The 18,003-nt window shown below is 41.9% G+C and carries 16 protein-coding genes and 1 pseudogene; 4 read left to right on the forward strand and 13 right to left on the reverse strand.

The annotated features are described in order from the left end of the window. Positions 1-417: 417 nt before the first annotated feature. The 7 genes from luxS to SWOO_RS18640 all read right to left on the reverse strand — a co-directional run bounded on the left by luxS (position 418) and on the right by SWOO_RS18640 (position 5,936). Positions 418-927, reverse strand: a complete 510-nt coding sequence (luxS, locus tag SWOO_RS18610) for an S-ribosylhomocysteine lyase (protein ID WP_012326215.1) — start codon at positions 925-927, stop codon at positions 418-420. Positions 928-1,046: 119 nt separating this feature from the next. Next, positions 1,047-2,138 (reverse strand): TRAP transporter substrate-binding protein, encoded by a 1,092-nt coding sequence (locus SWOO_RS18615; protein WP_229377429.1) that lies wholly within the window; start codon positions 2,136-2,138, stop codon positions 1,047-1,049. Positions 2,139-2,218: 80 nt separating this feature from the next. After that, the gene (locus SWOO_RS18620) at positions 2,219-3,583 is read right to left on the reverse strand and encodes a TRAP transporter large permease (RefSeq protein ID WP_012326217.1); all 1,365 of its coding nucleotides are present in this window, start codon (positions 3,581-3,583) and stop codon (positions 2,219-2,221) included. Then, the gene (locus SWOO_RS18625; protein WP_012326218.1) at positions 3,583-4,104 is read right to left on the reverse strand and encodes a TRAP transporter small permease subunit; all 522 of its coding nucleotides are present in this window, start codon (positions 4,102-4,104) and stop codon (positions 3,583-3,585) included. Before SWOO_RS18625 ends, SWOO_RS18620 begins: the two co-directional genes overlap by 1 nt. A gap of 195 nt (positions 4,105-4,299) precedes the next feature. Beyond that, positions 4,300-4,599: a BolA family protein gene (locus SWOO_RS18630; protein WP_012326219.1), complete on the reverse strand. Its 300-nt coding sequence runs from the start codon at positions 4,597-4,599 to the stop codon at positions 4,300-4,302. 113 nt (positions 4,600-4,712) lie between these two features. After that, positions 4,713-5,216: an ACT domain-containing protein gene (locus tag SWOO_RS18635; RefSeq protein WP_012326220.1), complete on the reverse strand. Its 504-nt coding sequence runs from the start codon at positions 5,214-5,216 to the stop codon at positions 4,713-4,715. Between the two features lie 81 nt (positions 5,217-5,297). Then, positions 5,298-5,936 carry an alpha-ketoglutarate-dependent dioxygenase AlkB family protein gene (locus tag SWOO_RS18640; RefSeq protein ID WP_012326221.1) on the reverse strand — a complete coding sequence of 213 codons (639 nt, stop codon included), beginning with the start codon at positions 5,934-5,936 and terminating at the stop codon, positions 5,298-5,300. Between the two features lie 94 nt (positions 5,937-6,030). Between SWOO_RS18640 and SWOO_RS18645 the strand changes: the two genes are divergently transcribed. Continuing rightward, complete coding sequence (locus tag SWOO_RS18645; RefSeq protein ID WP_012326222.1) at positions 6,031-7,290, forward strand: methyltransferase; 1,260 nt, start codon at positions 6,031-6,033, stop codon at positions 7,288-7,290. Positions 7,291-8,083: 793 nt separating this feature from the next. Here the strand turns inward: SWOO_RS18645 and SWOO_RS18650 are convergent. From SWOO_RS18650 to SWOO_RS18675, 6 genes and pseudogenes are all read right to left on the reverse strand, one after another. After that, complete coding sequence (locus tag SWOO_RS18650) at positions 8,084-8,428, reverse strand: hypothetical protein (protein WP_012326223.1); 345 nt, start codon at positions 8,426-8,428, stop codon at positions 8,084-8,086. Between the two features lie 403 nt (positions 8,429-8,831). After that, positions 8,832-9,809 (reverse strand): transposase, encoded by a 978-nt coding sequence (locus tag SWOO_RS18655; protein ID WP_012326224.1) that lies wholly within the window; start codon positions 9,807-9,809, stop codon positions 8,832-8,834. Positions 9,810-9,984: 175 nt separating this feature from the next. Then, positions 9,985-11,112 carry a DUF4405 domain-containing protein gene (locus SWOO_RS18660; RefSeq protein WP_012326225.1) on the reverse strand — a complete coding sequence of 376 codons (1,128 nt, stop codon included), beginning with the start codon at positions 11,110-11,112 and terminating at the stop codon, positions 9,985-9,987. A gap of 94 nt (positions 11,113-11,206) precedes the next feature. Further along, on the reverse strand, positions 11,207-12,712 hold the full coding sequence (locus SWOO_RS18665) for a winged helix-turn-helix domain-containing protein (RefSeq protein WP_012326226.1): 1,506 nt from the start codon (positions 12,710-12,712) through the stop codon (positions 11,207-11,209). Positions 12,713-12,840: 128 nt separating this feature from the next. Then, on the reverse strand, positions 12,841-13,404 hold the full coding sequence (locus SWOO_RS18670; RefSeq protein WP_012326227.1) for a porin family protein: 564 nt from the start codon (positions 13,402-13,404) through the stop codon (positions 12,841-12,843). 181 nt (positions 13,405-13,585) lie between these two features. Further along, a pseudogene (locus tag SWOO_RS18675) lies at positions 13,586-13,864 on the reverse strand (sterol desaturase family protein); the annotation flags it as partial. 631 nt (positions 13,865-14,495) lie between these two features. On the opposite strand from SWOO_RS18675, the gene luxC reads away from it, so the two are divergent. The 3 genes from luxC to luxA are packed head-to-tail and all read left to right on the forward strand — an operon-like array spanning position 14,496 to position 17,981. After that, entirely contained in the window at positions 14,496-15,935 is a 1,440-nt protein-coding gene (gene luxC, locus SWOO_RS18680; RefSeq protein WP_012326228.1) for a long-chain-fatty-acyl-CoA reductase LuxC, read from the forward strand. Positions 15,936-15,952: 17 nt separating this feature from the next. Then, on the forward strand, positions 15,953-16,870 hold the full coding sequence (locus SWOO_RS18685; protein WP_012326229.1) for an acyl transferase: 918 nt from the start codon (positions 15,953-15,955) through the stop codon (positions 16,868-16,870). A gap of 40 nt (positions 16,871-16,910) precedes the next feature. Next, entirely contained in the window at positions 16,911-17,981 is a 1,071-nt protein-coding gene (luxA, locus tag SWOO_RS18690; RefSeq protein ID WP_012326230.1) for a luciferase subunit alpha, read from the forward strand. Positions 17,982-18,003 lie beyond the last annotated feature (22 nt).

Raw genomic sequence — 18,003 nt, forward strand, 5'->3', positions numbered from 1 at the left:
ACCGCAATCACGCTGTTCGCGCGCATTTTACCGTAAATATCAATGTATCGCCATGAAAAATGTGGGCCATTTCACTGGATTGGCCTCTTTTATGCGTGGCTATTTAGCTCACATTTTCATTTTTTATTTGATTTAGCGTCAACTTATGCAATTGCGTCCCGTGATCTAGCAAGCTCGCCACCATTTTGGAAGCATTTTAGATACATAAGCACCGCTTAAATCAACAAAATTCAACACAGTGCTAACCGAGCGTTTTTTAACCAGCAAAAGTCTAACTCTACTCATCAAAATAAAAGGTAAAATACTAATAATCTGTAAGATTCGCAGATAAAAAAGTAAATCGACAGACCGTTTTCTATACCATAGGTATAAAAAAAGCGATCTTAAATCGCTTATTTTTTATCAGTGACTTAAGCATTATAGACCCTTAAGGATCTTCTCACTTAATTTCAGCTCATCATTCTTGTTAACACTGATCCCTGAAGCAATAATCGAACGCGCGATCCCCTGTGCTTGCTCGAGCGAATGCATATTAAATGTACCGCACTGGTACTCATTGAGCTCAGGGATCTCCGATTGCGATGCAACAGTGAGCACATCATTCATAGAAGCAAGCCAAGCTTCTGCCACATCAGCCTCTTTTGGCGAGCCGATTAAGCTCATGTAAAAGCCGGTGCGACACCCCATCGGAGAGATATCGATAATCTCAACGTTATCGCCATTAAGGTGGTTACGCATAAAGCCTGCGTAGAGATGCTCTAGGGTATGGATCCCACGCTCACTTAGGATATCTTTATTCGGGGCACAAAAACGCAGATCAAAGACAGTAATGGTATCACCAGAGGGGCTCTTCATGGTTTTAGCTACACGAACTGCAGGTGCATTCATTCGGGTATGATCAACGGTAAAACTATCCAGTAACGGCATCTCAACTCTCCAAGTTAATTCGCCTCTATCCAGTTAATCCTGATTAAACAGATAGAGGAACTATTACAATACCTTTATACAACACTAAAAAGGTATCCGCATCATTGCTATACAAACTGTTACTCTCTTAGACGGCTATAGGCATCTTCAGAGATTTTATGATACTTGCGAACACCAGCTTCATACTCCATATAGGCTTTATAGACCTTAGTCATGGTGTCATCTTTAGCTGACTGCTCCTTGATAACCACTTTAGACACCTCAGCCAGCTTCTTCATCACCTCATCAGGGTACTGTTTAAGAATAACGCCGTGCTCATCTATCAGTGAGTCTAACGCGATAATATGTTTAGAGGTGTACTCATCTAACATATCCTGATTAATTGCTCTCGCTGCAATAGTAACAATGGATTGAAGATCCGCTGGTAAAGCTGCGAATGCTTCCTTGTTCATCAGAAACTCAAGGGTTGTGCCTGGTTCATGCCACCCAGGGTAGTAGTAAAACTTTGCCGCTTTATGTAAGCCAAAAGCCAGATCATTAAATGGGCCCACCCACTCAGTGGCATCAATAGCGCCAGTTTGCAGCGCCGTATAGAGTTCACGTCCCGGCAGTGTCACAGGTACGCCACCAACACGCTTTAGCACCTCACCTCCAAGACCGGGCAAACGCATCTTTAACCCTTTAAGATCTTCCATGGAGTTGATCTCTTTATTAAACCAACCTCCCATCTGTACACCTGTGTTACCGCCGGCAAGAGGAAGAATGCCAAAGGGCTCGTAAACCTCCTCCCACAATTCAAGTCCGCCACCATAATGCAGCCAACCATTCATCTCCTGTGCGTTAAGACCAAATGGGATTGAGGTAAAAAACTGAGCCGCTGGCGTTTTTCCTTTCCAGTAATAGGCAGCGCTGTGTCCCATCTGCACTGTACCTTGACTCACTGCGTCAAAAACCTCAAACGCAGGCATCAACTCTCCAGCCCCAAATACCTTAATCTTGAGCCTACCCGCAGACATCTCATCGACCAACTTAGCGAATCGCTCTGGCGCCATTCCAAGGCCAGGGAAGTTTTTTGGCCATGAGGTCACCAACTTCCACTCAATCGTTTCAACCTCAACAGCACCTGTTTGTGCCACTTGCACCTCTTTCTCCTGACACCCTGATATAAACAAGACTGCCAATGAGATAAAGCACACTGTTACTCTTTTTATCATATCCTTTTCCTCTTTCTTACTATCCGTAGAACGGGCCATCAAATAGAAGCTAATAACCCTTGATTCAATCACAATTACTAACCATATATTTGAGAAGGGAGCCAAGTGATTAACTCGGGCCAGATGCTCAATATCAACATCAGAAGCAGTTGGATCCCAACAAAGGGGATCACGCCTTTATAGATCTGACTGCTGGACACCAACTCTTTACTTACCCCTCTTAAATAGAAGAGCGCAAAACCAAATGGTGGGGTTAAAAATGAAGTTTGTAGATTGACCGCTATCATGATCCCAAGCCAGATAGGATCGAGCCCCATCGCCAATAATATAGGAGCAACTAAAGGCACAACCACGAAAGTGATCTCAATAAAATCCAGGATAAATCCGAGTAAAAAGATCACTAACATGACCAGCAACGTAGCGCCAATCAAGCCGCCAGGCATATTGTGGAACAAGTCATGGATAAGCACTTCACCACCAAATCCCCTAAAAACAAGAGAGAAGATAGAGGCACCAATCAAGATAAGAAACACCATAGAGGTGATCTTAGTTGTGCTAAGCATCACCTCTTTTAACAGGGGTAGAGTCATCTGCCGCTTAACTAGCGCTATCATTAGCGCACCGAATGCGCCAACAGATGCAGCTTCTGTCGGCGTAGCAATACCGAGTAATATTGAGCCCAATACCAGAAAAATAAGCAGTAATGGTGGCACTAAGGCGCTGATAGTTTGCATCACAAAGCTCAAATCTATGCTGCGTTTATCGAGCACTGCAGGAAACTGCTCAGGCTTACGTTTAATTAATATCAAGGTATAAAGACAGTACATCACCAGCAAAAGTAGGCCCGGAATGAGCGCACCAGCAAACAGATCACCAACAGAAACAGATTTCGGGCTAAATATCCCCATTTTAAGTTGCGCCTGTTGATAGGCGTTTGAGAGCACATCTCCCAAGAGTACAAGCGCAATCGAAGGGGGAATAATCTGCCCTAAGGTGCCTGTTGCGCAGATAGCTCCCGCGCTAAATGCGGGGTCATAACCTCTCTTCAACAGGGAGGGCAAAGACATCAAGCCCATGGTAACCACCGTTGCCCCTACGATCCCAGTGCTAGCAGCAAGCAACATCCCCACAAAGAAAACACTGAAAATTAGCCCGCCTCTAAAGCGGCCAAAGAGCTCTGCCATACTGGTCAGAAGTTGCTCTGCCACTTTTGACTTTTCTAATACCACGCCCATAAACACAAAGAGCGGCACAGCCATTAAGATAGGATTATTGATCACGCCATATAAACGGTTAGGCAGCGCGCCTAATAAACTGCTATCAAAAGTCCCCGTTAACTCACCAATACCTGCAAACATCAACGCAACACCCGCTAGCGTTAATGCAACTGGATAGCCCAGCATCAATACCAAACAAACAACCAAAAAGAGTAAGATAGCCATTAACCCTGCTCTCCCGTCTCTTCACTCTCTTCTCTCTTGTTGGCAAACAAAGCCGATGCGTGACGCACGAGTTCGACACAACCTTGAAGCAACAGGCTCACTACTAGTAATAAAAGCAGGCTTTTCTGAAGATAGACATATTCCAAACCACCCGCTTCAACCGAGGTTTCAGCGTAACGCCAAGAAGCTAAAACATAATCAAAGCAGGAGTATGTGATAAAGATACAAACAGGGAAAAGTAGAAAAAGAGTGCCGAGCAGATCAACCCAATGCTGACCACGGGAGGAGAAGTGCCGATAAAAGATATCGACCCGAACATGTCCATCATGTTTAAGAGTATACCCTGCCGCCAAGGTTAATACCGCGCCATGAAGATATAACGCGCCCTCTTGGATTGCCGTTGCACCTGTACTAAAGGCATAACGAAGCACAACAACTGCTAAGGTCATCAATACAATAAAGAGTGTAAACCAGCTTACCCCCTTACCGATAAATTCAGTTAACTTCTCTACTCGGTTCATCCACTTTAATCACAAGCCACCATTTAACTTATTGATAACAGAAATAACGCAATAGATAAACAAAAAGCAGGCTAAATCAGAAAATAGAGGGAGGAGGAGATAGTAGACAATAACATGAAAAATAATAGGGACTTATTAAACAAAAGAGCCTGAAAATAGGGGCTATTCTCAGGCTCTTTCAGCAAAGGGTTCGCTTTACCCTTTACACTTAGGCGAGTCCGGCACTGCTACCTCGGCCGCCCACTCATCGGGGGAGTAGGTGTGCATAGAAAGCGCATGTAAGCCATTAGCGAACTCAGTTGCCAACGCTTCATTTACAGCGCGATGGCGAGCAAGAAGACGCTTACCCTCAAAAAACTCAGAGGTAATTATCACCTTAAAGTGAGTTTCTGAATTAGGTGGCACATGGTGATTATGGCTTTCGTTGATCACCTCAAGGTGAGTGGGTGACAGGCTAGCGGTTAAATGTTCAATGATGCTCTGTGCTACTGACATACGATCTCTCAATTCAGCCTAAAATTCATGGCGGCAGGTTACAGTGATAGAGGGGCTAAGGTCAACTCATCTCGCCCAGTACCGATGACATTAGTTCTCGCCCTGTACCAATGTTAAATTACCTTAACTCTTGCGTCATAAGTCACACCTTCAAGCAGCTCAACAATACTCTCAGTGCTCACCCCTTCAGGAACCGCTAGATTTAGCCTTGAGGAGAACACAGTTTGACCAATAGTCGACACATGTACCCGATTAAACTCCATATGCTCAATCACCAGATCTAGATTAGTGAGGATATTAACGATATCTCGGGTTAATCCTGAGCGATCACCGCAATCTACACTCAAATGAAGGGAGCTAGACACGCTGTCACTATTAACAAGTACTTGCTCGAAGATAAAATGCAGTCCGTCAAACTCCGAGACTAAACAAGATTTAAGTTCATCTTCAGCTTCAGGCTTTATCGCAACCTTCATCATTGCACAGAAGTGACCATCGAGCTTAATCACCTTACTTGTTACCCACTCACCATCAAAGCGACGTGTCACTTCAGCAAGAGACTTAATCACTCCCGGAGCAATGTGGCCAACAACGCTAGCAATAAATAACTTTTTCATCTGATACTCCTCAATGCGGTTTCATATTCAGCTTAGAGTATTTGCCCACCGAATAGTGAGAGTTGAGTAACATATCCCAAACTACTTAGGGTGATAATGTTTTGTCAGCAACCTAAAGGTAAAGTTAACTCTTGGCTCCATCACTTTCAGCCGCTTAGGCACACTATGCTCCCACTCATTCTGCATCGGCCAATGCATAATCAATAGATCGCCGCTGTTTAATGGGATTTGGTACTTTTGCAAACTTACCTTGTGGCGAATAAAGAAGTCACGCCGTGCTCCAATACTCACAGAGGCGATGTCGCTTCCACTTCTTATCTCAACCTCATCATCACAGTGCCATCCCATAGAGTCTCGCCCATCGGCATAGCGGTTCACCAATACCCCATTAGTCTCAAGCTTAAAATCACGATAAAGTTTCTCCCTCAGCTTATTGGCGTATTTAGGCCAAGGTAAGGCGCTGACAAAGAGACCTGAGTAGCGATAATCACAGCCTGAATCTCCAAACCAAACCTGAGTACGAGGAATTGGATGAGTTTGGCCATAAACCTGAACTTCAGGGCGAGATAGCGGGTAACTTTTAACTTCATTTAATAGAGCCGCTTGCTGCTCCTGATTGAGGTATCCAGGGATCAAGGTGATAGGAGGCTGTAACTGCTGAGTGTCACCACTATTCACTAACACCTCAAATGGTTCAAAACTCAGGCCTTGCTGCTTCATTATCCTCTCCAATAACTGAGGCCTTAGGCGTATATACCTACCAATCTTAATCTGCGATAATGCGTGCCCCTATTTTATTGGTACATTTTGGCATATGACAACACAATTTTCAGTCGCTGGTATCGAGCTTGAGTTAGCCCGCTACCCAAAAGATCAGGAATCAAATTTACAGGCATGGGATGCTGCAGATGAACACCTGATAAAACATCTTATAGAGACTGAGCAAACCCCTGTTGTTACTGCCATTATCAATGATAACTTCGGCGCCTTAACCGCTTGTCTTCGCTCCATCGCGCCAACTTGGCCACTCATGGTTGAAACCGATGCAAAGACCAGCCTTTTAGGAAATCTGCAAAATCTGGCCACAAATAACCTTTCGTCAGAGGGGATTGAATGGCTCAATAGCCGTGAAGCACTACCAGAACAGATTGAACTGGTATTGATGAAGTTGCCAAAAAACTTAACTTACTTTGCCCACCAGCTTAATCGCTTATCTCAAGTGTTACCTAAGGGCACTCAAGTGCTTATCAGTGCCAAAGCCAAATCCATCAACAAGTCTGTATTAGAGTTGATTGGTAAAAACTTAGGATCTGCTTCTGCCAGCTTAACTTGGAAAAAGACCCGAGTGATCACCTGTATCAGCGATGGTGAGATCCGCTCCCTCCCCAAAGAGATGCAGTGGTCAGTACCACGGCTAAATCTTGAGATACGCAACCTAAGCAATGTGTTTGCAGCCAATAAGCTAGATATTGGCGCCGAGATCATGTTGGAGAATATGCCTAAGGGTGACTTTAAATCGATCATCGATCTTGGCTGTGGCAACGGCATACTGGGCCTACACGCCAAACAGCTGTTCCCACAAGCTTATATTCACTTTGTCGACGACTCAGAGATGGCGATTGAATCAGCTAAGCAAAACTGGGCACTCAACAAACTAGACACACAAGGCCTAGTCGGCGAGCAAGCCACATTTGGCTGGGATGACTGCTTAACCCATATGAGTGAAGGTGTACGCCCAGATCTTGTGCTATGTAACCCACCTTTCCATCAAGGTGAAGCAATTACCGATCACATCGCATGGCAGATGTTCCTACAATCTTGGCGAGCCCTTAAGAATGGCGGGATCTTACACGTCGTTGGCAATCGCCACTTGGCATACCATATCAAGTTACAGCGCATCTTTAAAAACTGCACCACAGTGGCTTCAAACGGTAAGTTTGTGATCTTGCAAGCACAGAAGATTAGCAAGAAAGCAGAACCTTTTGAGACTCACCCGACAGAAGCAGAGGCTAAGGTTGAAGTGACGGAAAGCAAACCACACCCACAAAGTTCACTTTATGGCACTAAGAAGTAGCTTGTCGGATAGCAAATTCTAGCCACTTGTCAGATAACAAGTGGTAAGTCTCTTTTTGAGGTTTCATTGGGTAGGAATGGTATTTGGTTGGTTTGTGGGTAACTAATACTTCATATTTAATCTATAGCCTACGGCTCACTTAATGTGTAAACACTTCTGCGACACGCTGTGAATATTTCCCTATACGCTCTGCGACATCATCCTCGATGTCGAAGGTCACAGCCGCGTTCACACCAGTTGTTTATCTCTTCGATTTGAGACCTAGTGGTTAAACTCATTCTTGGACAAAAGTTTGCTGACTTGCCTAATCGCAAGTTTCAAATATCTTTTTTTGGTGGGATTCATTGAGCTTACTAGGGGTTTGGCTGGTTACCTGAATACCATAATTTCATTATTATCTATAGCCTGCGGCTCACTTAATGTGTAAACACTTCTGCGACACGCTGTGAATATTTCCCTATACGCTCTGCGACATCAAACAACATTCATGTTTAACGGCCAGTTCAATATCCCTATCTCGCGCTCAAAGAGTTCCACTTCGTGTAACTTCGCCATGCTATCGAAGGTCACAGCCGCGTTCACACCTGATTGTTTATCTCTTCGAATTAAAATTTACTTGTAACTCGATTTTGGACAAAAGCTTGTTAAAGCTCTTAAAGTGATGAGTCTCATTAGGGAAAGTATGGAGACCAGATATGTGATAACGCCCTAAAATGGGCAAAATTGTTGGCTAGAATATTGAGGAATGAAAACAGCCAACCGCTCTTTATCCTTATTAATTAGCTTACTAGATTTACTTTGCACAACTGCTGAACCAATTATATTTTATTAATTTGATAAATTGAGGATAACCCTCATCTGTTTTATATGAAACAACAACTTGTTTACCCACAATATTAACTTTAAAAGCTGGTGAAAAGTAAACTTGAGTTGGTACAAAACTAGTAAATGATGCGTTCCAACCACCTTTATGGGCAGTTAACACTTTAAGTAATTCATCATATTCCTGATCGCCTTTCGAGATTTTTTTACCACAAAATTCAAGTTCTGGAGGGATAAATTCAAGTCGAATTTCTTGATCGCGAAATACATAGAGATAAGTAACAGTGACTAAAATAACTATAGTTATAACTAACAACTTTAGAGTTTTGATGCCATTTCCTCATGTACTACTAACTCCTCACTAAGGGGCTGATAGTAGCTTGCTAAAATGTGTAGCGAAGCGAAACTGAGCAAGCTGTTGCGTGTCCGTGCTTCATGGCCTTGTTATATTTTAACTTTTATAGAAGGATAAAATTTTAAAGCCACCCACAATAAATCAATAACATAGCGCTAACTGAACAAGCTTTCAACTTAGCCTGCCATTAAAGTTGTCAACTCGTCGATCTCACTGCCACTTATATCTGCTTTCGGCCAGTTAATATGGTTATTTATCGGAAGAGTAATGAATTTCAGGCAGGGCTAGTTAGCTCAACCTATTGAAGAAAATTGAATTAAATGAAGAGTGATGTATGTGGGGGAAGTTAAGTTACACCTGACGATTAACCATCTTCAAGATACTTGCAACACTTTGCAAAGTGTCGTCGACGCTTTTGAAGGTGCTCACAAAAAGATGTTAATTCTTGCGTGTTGCCAACAGGGCCGCGAAACAGTTCGCCAAACTCTGAGGTGAGCTTTATCCAGTTGTCCGATGAAATATTCAACCGCGTCAGTATCTTTGTGCTGTTAGCAGAGATAGAACCTCTCTTGTCATTACGGATAATTCTGCCTGTTTCATCTACTAATTCTAGGTAGTCTTTTAGGGCAAAATTGATGCCTTTAGGTTGATTAAGCCGCTCATCTCCAATAAAGGGCAGTAATTGAGTGGGTTGCTCTCCTTTCAACGCAGCATTTACTCTAAGTTGTATACTCGTGTTGTCTGAACTCTCAAGTGTATCAGCCATTTGAGCTCGAATAGGGTTGAGCTCAACATAAGCCATACAGGCCAACACCGCCGCTTCATCAAGCAAGGCTTGACTCTTAAACCTTCCCTCCCAGAATCGGCCTGTACACTTGTCCTTCTTATTTGCCATACGAGCAATTGGCTCATTAAGACACCTCATAAACCAAGATATATCACATAAGCGTGAGCGGTAAATGGCAACAAGGTGTTTTAACTTAGCAACTTGGTACTCTTCTATCACTTCACCCTTAGCAAACCTTTGAGTCAACTCGGTACCGTTAAACAGTTGATGCCACTGCTCTACGACTTCTCTATCCGTCCAACGATTCGCTAACTCTATATCTATCTGTAATACCAAATGAAGATGATTAGACATCACCGCATAAGCCGCTACATCAATAGCAAAAATATCACCTAACTTGAGTAGCAGAGACTCAACCCAATCACGTCTATAATCATAATTCTTTCCCGTAAGCTCATCATTTCCAAATAGACGGGCACGGCGTGTCACTCTTGAACAACAATGGTACCAAGACGTGTCTTCAATGCTCATTTGTGTTCTTCTGGGGCGGGGCATATTAACCTCCTGCTTCTACCAATAACCAAAGTTTAGTAGGCGGATGAAAAACGCACCATTTATTGTGGGTGGCCCTATTTATTTATTTTGCAATTCAGCCAAAAGTTAACACGAAGAAATGTAATAAGCCTTCATTCGAAGGCTAGCTAATTTTGAGGCATTCAATGTTAGCAACCTAATGAACCTCTACAATGACTCTGTCGACTATAGAAAGTGCTGAGTCCATTCCAGAAAGATCACTATGGATATCTCCATCTTGGCCCGAGTGATGACCTCTGCCAGCTAACCCCATCAGATAAAGCCTTTCAGGGTTATCAAAATTAAGAGTTGTTTCATAAACCACGGAGGGCTGCGCAGAGAAACCGCTGCCAGAATAGATAGGATCTGAAGGGAAACGGTCGCTAGAGTAGTACTGGTTAAAATCAAAGGACTGATTCATCTCCAGCTTCAATCTATACCTCCCACTGAGTTCGCTTTCAAGTTTGGTTCGATAGACAAAGTTATCACTCATGGTCGCGCCCGTGTAGGCGTCAGGTATCAGGTTTTCACCATGAGTAACAAACTGCCCCTCCTCATCCCGTATCCCTAATTGATGTAGAAAAACAGGTAAAGATTCCGGCCTTACTCGCTCAGATTTAGATTCAGGCTCTACCACTAAATTAAAGGCATCTTCCATCTTGAAATCTGCTGTACTAAAAGGGTTATCTTTAAAAACAGTGGACTCATCAAGCTTAGTGACCCTATTTTCAAAATTGTTCTTTGCCAGTTTACTAGTCACATACAGAGGTTGAACCAACTCCCCCTCCATGGTTTCTAGCCAGATTGCATACTGAGGCCATAAAAAACTATCCCCAGTTCTTAGCTCTATAGTCAGCTCTTGCCCAGATAAAGATTTATCAGTTTTGTCTACCACAATGTATTGGTAACTCGGCGCTTCACCAAAAGTATCGGCAACTCTCAACTCCATGCCCCATTGATAAAAACGTTTTATGGGTCCATAGCCGTACCAGCTAAGACCGATCAAACTCGCTCCTAAAAACAGCACTAAGGGGAAACTGGCCTTATATCTCGACTTTTTGCCCCAAAACTTCAACGACAGATAGCTCTTTAAGGGAGAGAAGTTATTTTTAAGGTGTAAGATTGCAAATAGCAGCAAGCTAAAACCAAGCACTGTGTGTAGCATCGCCACAGGCATATAGTGGTTTTTAGCAAACATCAGCACAGAGGTGACTAACATAACAATCAAGCAAAGCAGTATCGACAAGCTCACAAGGGCTCGTGGGTTTAACCATCTATTCAACATAACGACTCTATATAAGTGGAAAGTTGAATGACTTTGCTTTGCTAGATTAAACCTCACCACAAAAACTTTCTAAAATTTTATCAAAACATTGATTTTAATTATTAAAATTTACTAGCGGGTGATCTATTTTTAATTGATGTAGCTCAATCTGCTCTCTCGCCGCCATTAAAAACTCATCAGATAACGCCATATTTCCATTTTCACGGTAGAACTCAGCGAGTACTAATTTGGCAGTGCTGATCCCCATAGGGCAAAAAATAGCTCGGTGAAAATTAAGGGTATTTAAAAAAGCGGTTTCCGCCTTTTCCATCTTGCCAGACAGCTGGTAAAGCTTCCCTTTTGCCAATGAAGCATAAGCTAAATACAAACTATCACTCTCTTTAAGGCTATAGGTTAACGACTTGTCTAACTCAAGCATGGCTTTGTCAGCGGCTGTATCAAACAGAGTGATGGCTCGCCAATAATAGAGACGGCCAAGCCTAGCTTGCGACTTGTCTCTTACTTGGGTTATCGCAACATCAAGAAGCTCTCTAGCTCTGCTTAACATCTCTTGCTCAACAAACCATTGAGCGAGTAATAGTCGCACTCGATTGTTGTCTGGCTCTAGCTCCAGCACACTGATTAATAGCTGATTAGCTGCTACCAGTTGCTTCTCTTTTTGTAACGCTATGGCGCGATGAATCATCTCGTTTTTAAGCTCACTTTCAAACTTAACCCTGAGTTGCTCGACCTTGCCACCTTGGTACACCAATACCGTTTTAGCTAAGGATATTAAGGCTTCATCCACATTGTCACTAAACAGAACCCCGACTTTGACATCATGTTGAAAGTGCAGTTTATAACTCAGCTTGTACTCATGCACAGAGCCAGAGAGTTCACTCTCAACAATCAAGTTGGCACCGGTAGTGTTAAAAACATTAGCTAGTTCATCTGCACTGTATGCCTTTGTCCGCTTTATCTGTGATACCAGTGGCAATACATATTCAGTGCTCATCACCTTTGCTCCTCTGCTCAGTTTCCCTATCAACTGATCCATGGCACCTAGGGGCACCCAAAGATGATCTTGACCAGCCACATTATTAACAACAGGTAATACAATCACAGTCCCATCATTGGGAGTCGTAGGTTTGGAGGGAAAAAATAGAAAAATGAGCAAAAGTGATACGGTAAAAAAGTAGAGAGGCAAAGCTTGCTTACTCTTCCCCCAACCAAGTAGTAGACCCAGAGGGTTTTCAGAACCTAAATCAACACTTGGGGTTATTTGTGAAGGTGTGAGGCTTACAGTCTCACTGCAAGGGACACTGTTAACAGTAGCAACCCAGGCATAGCCTTTGCGGGGATAGGTTTGAATAACCTGAATCGGCCCAAATATTTTACGGATCTCACTGATGGTTTGAAACAGAACTTGTTCATCACAAACAACATCGTCCCAGACCTTAGCCAGTAAGCTCTCTTTATTCACGACATTGTCTTGCTGCTTAATAAGCTCAATGATTAATGCCAAGGTTTTTGGGCGTACAGTAACTTGTCGATCATTAAATTGGATCTGATGTGTACTACAACATATAGAGAATCCATCTCCATAGTAGACCTTTGCCACTTAACAACCTCAAAAGTGATGAATGCTTAGGCAAGACAATAAAACAATACGGTAACAATTTGAAGTTAAAGAACTAAAAAGGCACTTAATACCGAGCAATATACAGTGCCTTTCCATATGACAATCATTTAAAAGCGATAACTCATGCCGAAATTGAAGCTGTGTACTTGTAACTCCTGCACTGGGACATATTGATACTCCAGATTTAAACCAAGACCCGATTGAAAACGAACCTCCCAGCCGACAGCACCATAAAAATCGTTGCCACTACTTTCAATACTCTTAACCTCATCACTACTGAAAACGCCTCTAAAGTCATAATCTAGCTGATTGGCACTCATGCCAGCTTTAGCATAGAGATGGTTACTCTCAGAGAGTGGAACTTGCCCATAAACGGCGCCTCTAAAACCTTTATAGCTAATATTATCAACACTAGTAAATACACCAGAAATTGCACTGACTATGCCACCAGTACCAGACATGACACCAGCTTCAAGACCAAAGTGCTCATTAAGCATGTATCGATAATAGATATCAGAACTAAAACTGTCCCCAGCGCTAAATTCCTTGCCATCATTGGACTCAAAATCTTGAGATCCATAGCCGACGCTCCCGCCAATAATATGATCTGATTCACCAGCATAGGCCACAGAACTCATTAGGCAGAAGGCCACCAACAGTACGTTTCTCATATTCATTCCCTTATTGTGAGGTTTAGTCACTCTATTTATGCACTACAACTCAAGTTACATCTGTTAGTAATATTGAGCATAAGTAGCTTACAACTCAAAACAGCAACATTATCAGCAATGCTGCCAAGAAAGCTGTACTGAAACTGAACACATCAAAAAATATCAGGTCACGGGACTATTTTTATTCTTGAGTCTCTGGTGGAGAGAAGAGTTTCCCCCACCTCTGCTTTAGCGTCAGCCCAGATGCAAACGCGTCACTGAACATATCTCGCCATTCGCTAAAAGTCACAACAAGGGGGTTATGGCTATTAATAGGTTTAGTGATCCCATACTCAACGCTCTCCTCCTCTTTAACATAAGTGCCAAATATCTTGTCCCAAACAATCAAGACTCCAGCATAATTTTTATCGATATATTGAGGGTTACGGCCGTGATGCACTCTGTGATGAGATGGCGTATTAATCCTTAGCCAGTAAGCTCTCTTTACTCACCACATTATCTTGCTGCTCAATGATCAATGATCAATTCCAAGATTTTGGGCGCACAATAACTTGGCGTTCATTAAATTGGATCTGATGTGTACTACAACATATAAAGAATCCATCTCAATAGTAAACCTTTGCCACTTAGCAACCTCAAGCTCAAAAGTGATAAAAACTGTAAAGCATTACCTCAAAACTAAAGTTATACGACTAAAAATAAAAGAGTTTATTTAATTAATAACTTTCCTCCTCCAATGTTTTATCTTCAGTTATTCCTCTCAACTGACAACATATCCAGTATCTCTTTGCTTTAGATTCAATATGAATAAAAGAGTTGAATCAGTTATTAAGATCTTTTTATAAGTAATAAATTCAAAGTAAAGCATCTATTTACAATTATATTTCCCCTACCTGTTACATCGTACAGTTTAACGCCCCCCCCCACCTTGTTACTGTTTAGAAAAAGGAGTTTGAATAGAAATAAGCTGAGTAAATATAAGGATATAGAGAAGGTCCAATAAGTCTTATCAATGTTCATACAACAGCACGTCAACTCTATTTTTAAAGCTAGATAATGACAACTTAGTATTAATTAAAGGCAAATTGGAAATGAAGAAATATATTCCTATGATAATTGGCGGTGTGATCCAAGAAGAGAAACTAGAAAATAATAGAGAGCTGACGTTAAGCAGTGACAATAAGGTTTCGCTGCCTATTCTTGACAAGGTTCTTGCCGAAAAAGTCGTTGCACACACTATAGATAATAAATTAACCCTGAATAAAATTGTTAACTTCCTATATACCGTTGGGCAGCGCTGGAAAAGTGAGGAGTACGCACGACGTCGCACTTATATCCGAGACTTACAAAACTTTCTTGGATACTCGAGTGAGATGGCTAAATTAGAAGCCAATTGGATTGCGATGTTGTTATGTTCCAAAAGTGCTCTATATGACATTGTAAGCAATGATTTAAGCTCACAACATATTATTGACGAGTGGCTTCCACAAGGAGACTGCTATGTAAAAGCACTCCCCAAAGGGAGAAGCGTTCACTTACTTGCTGGTAATGTTCCTTTATCGGGTATCACCTCAATTCTTAGGGCGATTCTAACTAAGAATGAATGCGTGATTAAAACCTCTTCAACCGACCCCTTTACAGCAACAGCCTTAGTTTCAAGTTTTATTGATGTAGATTCAGAGCACACTATCACTCGATCAATGTCAGTGATGTATTGGTCTCACAATGAAGAGATCTCATTGCCATTGAAAATTATGAACAGTGCCGATGTTGTTATCGCTTGGGGAGGAGATGATGCCATTAAGTGGGCGATAAAACACACTCCGCCCCATGCAAATATCTTAAAGTTCGGCCCTAAAAAAAGCCTTACTGTTATCGATAACCCTAAAGATTTGACTGCAGCTGCTATAGGGGTCGCTCATGATATCTGTTTTTATGATCAACAAGCCTGCTTCTCCACACAAAGCGTTTATTACATAGGTGAACAGCTAGCTTCATTTATTCATGAACTCGAAAAACAGTTAACTATCTATTCAAAAATATTGCCCAAGGGAACTCAGACTTTTGATGAAAAAGCAGCATTCAGTCTAACTGACAAGGAGTGCTTATTTTCTGGATTCCAAGTTAATAAAGGAGAAAACCAAAGCTGGTTGATCATAAATTCTTCTCTAAATAACGTTGGCAATCAACCTCTCTCTCGCTCTGTATATATCCATCAAGCCAGTGATATCAAAGAGGTACTTCCTTTTGTCAATAAAGGAGCAACACAGACAGTTTCAATATTCCCTTGGAAATCTTCATTTAAATACAGAGACCAACTCGCTGAGCATGGTGCTGAACGTATTGTTGAATCAGGCATGAACAACATTTTTCGTGTTGGAGGTTCACATGACGGTATGCGACCTCTTCAGCATTTAGTGAACTACATATCCCAAGAGAGGCCCTCAAGTTATACAACCAAAGATGTCGCTGTCGAAATAGAACAAACCCGCTATTTAGAAGAAGACAAGTTTCTCGTCTTCGTCCCTTAACTAAGAAAGGAAATGATATGACTAATGAAGATACTTTCTCAACGATTGATCATGCTATCAATCTAGAGACAGGTAAAACGATTCGAGTTTGGGAAACTTTCCCAAAAGATAACTCCTTAGTGAAAAATAACACCATTCTGATTGCTTCAGGCTTTGCTAGAAGAATGGATCACTTTGCAGGGTTAGCAGAGTATCTATCATCGAATGGATTCCACGTTATTCGTTATGACTCTCTGCACCACGTGGGACTAAGTAGCGGTAATATAAATGAATTTTCAATGACAATAGGAAAAAAAAGCCTACTCACAGTCATCGAGTGGCTCAAGAGGCGTAATATTAATAAATTTGGCCTTATCGCCGCAAGTTTATCGGCCAGAATAGCCTATGATGTCGCCAACGAAATTGACCTCTCCTTCTTAGTTACTGCCGTTGGTGTCGTGAACCTACGTGACACCTTAGAGAGAGCCCTTAAATATGATTACCTACAACTCCCAATTGAAGAACTCCCCGAAGATCTTGACTTCGAAGGGCATAATTTAGGCTCAGAGATATTTGTGACTGACTGCTTTAAACATCAGTGGGACACCTTCAACTCAACCAAGAATAAAATGAAAGACTTAAACATTCCCTTCATTGCCTTCACTGCCAATGATGATTCCTGGGTTAAACAAAATGAAGTATTAGAGTTAATAGAAAGTTTGAACCCTGAGAAATGCCAACTGTATTCATTAATTGGAAGTTCACATGACTTAGGTGAAAACCTGGTTGTTTTAAGAAACTTTTATCAGTCAGTAACAAAGGCCGCAATCGCTTTAGACAAAGGCAGCCTAAATCTTGACATTAATATTATCGAACCAAAATTTGAAGATATAACCAGCGTTACGGTTAAAGAACGAAGGTTAAAACATAATATTGAATCTCTTGAGTTGGCTTAAATGATTAAACATACCGTTATTTACAATTAAGGAAAATATTATGAAGTTCGGAAATATTTGTTTTTCATATCAACCCCCTGGGGAAACTCATAAACAGGTCATGGATCGTTTTGTAAGATTAGGTGTTGCATCTGAAGAGCTTGGTTTTGATACCTACTGGACTCTTGAGCACCACTTTACTGAGTTTGGTCTAACAGGAAACCTTTTTGTCGCTGCAGCAAACTTACTAGGTAGGACAAAAACCTTAAATATTGGAACCATGGGAGTTGTGCTCCCAACGGCCCACCCAACACGTCAACTAGAAGATCTCTTATTACTGGATCAGCTTTCTAAAGGTCGTTTTAACTTTGGGGTTGTTCGTGGCTTGTACCATAAAGACTTTAGAGTGTTTGGTGTCAATATGGAGGAATCAAGGAGCATCACACAAAATTTCCATGAGATGATTATGGAAGGAACACAAACAGGGAGAATCGGCTCGGATAGTGAACACATTGAGTTTCCAGAGGTCGAGGTTTATCCCACTGCTTATTCTAGTGAAATTGCAACCTGCATGACCGCTGAATCAGCAAGCACAACCGAATGGTTAGCCAAAAAGGGTCTGCCAATGGTACTCAGTTGGATCATTCCAACCAATGAGAAAAAAGCCCAGATGGAGCTCTACAATGAGATAGCACTCGAACATGGTCATGATATAAGCAAAATTGATCACTGCATGACCTTTATATGCTCAGTCGATCACGATAAACAAAAAGCACGGGAGGTATGTCGTGCCTTCCTAACTAATTGGTATGACTCATATGTTAATGCCACCAATATATTTAATGACAGTAATCAAACTCGTGGCTACGACTACCACAAAGGCCAATGGCGAGACTTTGTTTTAAAAGGTCATACAAACACAAACAGACGTGTTGATTATAGCCATGAAATTAACCCTGTAGGCACACCTGAGGAGTGCATCGAAATTATTCAACGCGATATCGATGCCACAGGTATTACCAATATAACGTGTGGCTTTGAGGCAAATGGCAGTGAGGATGAAATTGTCGCCTCTATGGAACGTTTTATGACACTCGTCGCTCCTTTTTTAAAAGAGCCTAATAACGGTTAATTCGTAGATTTTATTTAGTAAG

It is taken from the genome of Shewanella woodyi ATCC 51908 (assembly GCF_000019525.1).
In the GTDB taxonomy this organism is placed as follows: domain Bacteria; phylum Pseudomonadota; class Gammaproteobacteria; order Enterobacterales; family Shewanellaceae; genus Shewanella; species Shewanella woodyi.